The 4,965-nt window shown below is 49.6% G+C and carries 1 tRNA gene and 3 rRNA genes; all 4 read right to left on the minus strand.

The window, feature by feature from the left end:
- A 5S ribosomal RNA gene (gene rrf / locus N7659_RS07890) occupies positions 1 to 86 on the minus strand; the annotation flags it as partial.
- 69 nt (positions 87 to 155) lie between these two features.
- Positions 156 to 3,053 (minus strand): 23S ribosomal RNA (locus N7659_RS07895).
- A 148-nt stretch (positions 3,054 to 3,201) separates the two neighbouring features.
- A tRNA-Ala gene (locus N7659_RS07900) sits at positions 3,202 to 3,274 on the minus strand.
- Between the two features lie 86 nt (positions 3,275 to 3,360).
- A 16S ribosomal RNA gene (locus N7659_RS07905) occupies positions 3,361 to 4,917 on the minus strand.
- Positions 4,918 to 4,965 lie beyond the last annotated feature (48 nt).

Consider the following 4,965-nt stretch of genomic DNA (forward strand, 5'->3'; position numbering starts at 1 on the left):
AACCCCCAACTACTTCAGGCGTTCTAGGACTTAACTGCTGTGTTCGGCATGGGTACAGGTGTCTCTCCTAGGCTATCGTCACTTAACTATGAATGATCAATCATTCAAAATTGAATATCTATCGCAAGAATCACCTTGACGCTCTTCCTACTGTTTTGGATAAGTCCTCGAGCTATTAGTATTAGTCCGCTTAACATGTCGCCACGCTTACACTCCTAACCTATCAACCTGATCTTCTCTCAGGGCTCTTACTGATTACTCATGGGAAATCTCATCTTGAGGGGGGCTTCGCACTTAGATGCTTTCAGCGCTTATCCCGTCCCTACATAGCTACCCAGCGATGCCTTTGGCAAGACAACTGGTACACCAGCGGTAAGTCCACTCTGGTCCTCTCGTACTAGGAGCAGATCCTCTCAAATTTCCTACGCCCGCGACGGATAGGGACCGAACTGTCTCACGACGTTCTGAACCCAGCTCGCGTGCCGCTTTAATGGGCGAACAGCCCAACCCTTGGGACCGACTACAGCCCCAGGATGCGACGAGCCGACATCGAGGTGCCAAACCTCCCCGTCGATGTGAACTCTTGGGGGAGATAAGCCTGTTATCCCCAGGGTAGCTTTTATCCGTTGAGCGATGGCCCTTCCATACGGTACCACCGGATCACTAAGCCCGACTTTCGTCCCTGCTCGAGTTGTAGCTCTCGCAGTCAAGCTCCCTTATACCTTTACACTCTACGAATGATTTCCAACCATTCTGAGGGAACCTTTGGGCGCCTCCGTTACTCTTTAGGAGGCGACCGCCCCAGTCAAACTGCCCGTCAGACACTGTCTCCATTGACGATGAGCCAATCGGGTTAGAGTAGCCATAACACAAGGGTAGTATCCCAACATCGCCTCCTACGAAACTGGCGTCCCGTATTCATCGGCTCCTACCTATCCTGTACATGTGGTACAGATACTCAATATCAAACTGCAGTAAAGCTCCATGGGGTCTTTCCGTCCTGTCGCGGGTAACCTGCATCTTCACAGGTACTAAAATTTCACCGAGTCTCTCGTTGAGACAGTGCCCAAATCATTACGCCTTTCGTGCGGGTCGGAACTTACCCGACAAGGAATTTCGCTACCTTAGGACCGTTATAGTTACGGCCGCCGTTTACTGGGGCTTCAATTCATACCTTCGCTTACGCTAAGCACTCCTCTTAACCTTCCAGCACCGGGCAGGCGTCACCCCCTATACATCATCTTACGATTTAGCAGAGAGCTGTGTTTTTGATAAACAGTTGCTTGGGCCTATTCACTGCGGCTGCCTTTTTGACAGCACCCCTTCTCCCGAAGTTACGGGGTCATTTTGCCGAGTTCCTTAACGAGAGTTCTCTCGATCACCTGAGGCTACTCGCCTCGACTACCTGTGTCGGTTTGCGGTACGGGTAGATAAACAATTAACGCTAGAAGATTTTCTTGGCAGTGTGACATCACTAACTTCGCTACTAAACTTCGCTCCCCATCACAGCTCAATGTTAGAGGTATAAGCATTTGACTCATACCACACCTCACTGCTTAGACATGCACGTCCATTCGCATGCTTTAGTTAGCCTACTGCGTCTCTCCATCACTCATTTATCTAGTACAGGAATATCAACCTGTTGCCCATCGAATACACCTTTCGGTCTCTCCTTAGGTCCCGACTAACCCAGGGCGGACGAGCCTTCCCCTGGAAACCTTAGTCTTACGGTGGACAGGATTCTCACCTGTCTTGCGCTACTCATACCGGCATTCTCACTTCTATGCGTTCCAGCACTCCTCACGGTATACCTTCACCACACATAGAACGCTCTCCTACCATTACCTTGCGGTAATCCACAGCTTCGGTAAATTGTTTTAGCCCCGGTACATTTTCGGCGCAGGGTCACTCGACTAGTGAGCTATTACGCACTCTTTGAATGAATAGCTGCTTCTAAGCTAACATCCTAGTTGTCTGTGCAACCCCACATCCTTTTCCACTTAACAATTATTTGGGGACCTTAGCTGGTGGTCTGGGCTGTTTCCCTTTCGACTACGGATCTTAGCACTCGCAGTCTGACTGCCGACCATAAATCAATGGCATTCGGAGTTTATCTGAGATTGGTAATCCGGGATGGACCCCTCACCCAAACAGTGCTCTACCTCCATGATTCTTTATGTCGACGCTAGCCCTAAAGCTATTTCGGAGAGAACCAGCTATCTCCAAGTTCGTTTGGAATTTCTCCGCTACCCACAAGTCATCCAAACACTTTTCAACGTGTCCTGGTTCGGGCCTCCAGTGCGTTTTACCGCACCTTCACCCTGCTCATGGGTAGGTCACTTGGTTTCGGGTCTACAACATCATACTATACCGCCCTATTAAGACTCGGTTTCCCTACGGCTCCGTCTCTTCAACTTAACCTCGCATGATATCGTAACTCGCCGGTTCATTCTACAAAAGGCACGCTCTCACCCATTAACGGGCTCGAACTTGTTGTAGGCACACGGTTTCAGGTTCTCTTTCACTCCCCTTCCGGGGTGCTTTTCACCTTTCCCTCACGGTACTGGTTCACTATCGGTCACTAGGGAGTATTTAGGGTTGGGAGATGGTCCTCCCAGATTCCGACGAGATTCCTCGTGTCTCGCCGTACTCAGGATACTGTTAGGTATTATCTCTATTTCAAATACGAGGCTCTTACTCTCTTTGGCCTACCTTCCCAGGTAGTTCTTCTATAAAGATAACGTCCACGTTACAGTCCTACAACCCCGAAGAGTAAACTCTTCGGTTTGCCCTCCTGCCGTTTCGCTCGCCGCTACTAAGGCAATCGCGTTTGCTTTCTCTTCCTGCAGCTACTTAGATGTTTCAGTTCACTGCGTCTTCCTTCGCATAACCTTAACAGTTATGGATACTAGCCATTAGCTAGTGGGTTCCCCCATTCGGATATCTCTGGATCAGCGCTTACTTACAGCTCCCCAAAGCATTTCGTTGTTAGTCACGTCCTTCATCGGCTCCTAGTGCCAAGGCATCCACCGTGCGCCCTTATTAACTTAACCTTATTTCTTTTTTCTTTTTGGTTCTCAGTATTTATAGCGTCTTTTTCTTCGGTTTATTTCTTGTTACTTCATATATATATTCCTATATATACGGAATTTGATAGATATTCAATTTTCAAGGATCAATCTCTAGGTTATTACTAACCTATGGAGCCTAGCGGGATCGAACCGCTGACCTCCTGCGTGCAAAGCAGGCGCTCTCCCAGCTGAGCTAAGGCCCCACGTCTCTAAACAGTTAAAGACCTCTCAAAACTAAACAAGACAAACAAACGTACCTTCCGATCGTATCCTTACGATTTTTCCTTAGAAAGGAGGTGATCCAGCCGCACCTTCCGATACGGCTACCTTGTTACGACTTCACCCCAATCATCTATCCCACCTTCGGCGGCTGGCTCCTAATAGGTTACCTCACCGACTTCGGGTGTTACAAACTCTCGTGGTGTGACGGGCGGTGTGTACAAGGCCCGGGAACGTATTCACCGCGGCGTGCTGATCCGCGATTACTAGCGATTCCGACTTCATGTAGGCGAGTTGCAGCCTACAATCCGAACTGAGATTGGCTTTAAGAGATTAGCTTGCCGTCACCGGCTTGCGACTCGTTGTACCAACCATTGTAGCACGTGTGTAGCCCAGGTCATAAGGGGCATGATGATTTGACGTCATCCCCACCTTCCTCCGGTTTATTACCGGCAGTCTCGCTAGAGTGCCCAACTTAATGATGGCAACTAACAATAAGGGTTGCGCTCGTTGCGGGACTTAACCCAACATCTCACGACACGAGCTGACGACAACCATGCACCACCTGTCTCCTCTGCCCAAAAGGGAAAGTCTATCTCTAGACCGGTCAGAGGGATGTCAAGACCTGGTAAGGTTCTTCGCGTTGCTTCGAATTAAACCACATGCTCCACCGCTTGTGCGGGCCCCCGTCAATTCCTTTGAGTTTCAACCTTGCGGTCGTACTCCCCAGGCGGAGTGCTTAATGCGTTAGCTACGGCACTAAACCCCGGAAAGGGTCTAACACCTAGCACTCATCGTTTACGGCGTGGACTACCAGGGTATCTAATCCTGTTCGCTACCCACGCTTTCGAGCCTCAGCGTCAGTGACAGACCAGAGAGCCGCTTTCGCCACCGGTGTTCCTCCATATATCTACGCATTTCACCGCTACACATGGAATTCCACTCTCCCCTTCTGCACTCAAGTTAAACAGTTTCAAAAGCATACTATGGTTGAGCCACAGCCTTTAACTTCTGACTTATCTAACCGCCTGCGCTCGCTTTACGCCCAATAAATCCGGACAACGCTCGAGACCTACGTATTACCGCGGCTGCTGGCACGTAGTTAGCCGTCCCTTTCTGGTAAGCTACCGTCATGTGATAGACTTTCCACTCCTATCACTGTTCTTCGCTTACAACAGAGCTTTACGATCCGAAAACCTTCTTCACTCACGCGGCGTTGCTCGGTCAGGGTTGCCCCCATTGCCGAAGATTCCCTACTGCTGCCTCCCGTAGGAGTCTGGGCCGTGTCTCAGTCCCAGTGTGGCCGATCACCCTCTCAGGTCGGCTATGTATCGTTGCCTTGGTGAGCCGTTACCTCACCAACTAGCTAATACAACGCAGGTCCATCTCCTAGTGATACAGTTGTATCTTTTAACATCCTATCATGCGATAAAATGTCTTATGCGGTATTAGCTATCGTTTCCAATAGTTGTCCCCCGCTAGAAGGTAGGTTACCTACGCGTTACTCACCCGTTCGCGACTCATTTTAATCGGTGTAGCAAGCTACGGTGATCAAAATGCGTTCCACTTGCATGTATTAGGCACGCCGCCAGCGTTCGTCCTGAGCCAGGATCAAACTCTCATTAAAGTTTGAGTCTTTACTCATTACTGTCGTCTGACAGATTTATTGCTTCTT

Origin of the sequence: Streptococcus sp. CSL10205-OR2 (genome assembly GCF_025660655.1) — a bacterium.
In the GTDB taxonomy this organism is placed as follows: domain Bacteria; phylum Bacillota; class Bacilli; order Lactobacillales; family Streptococcaceae; genus Streptococcus.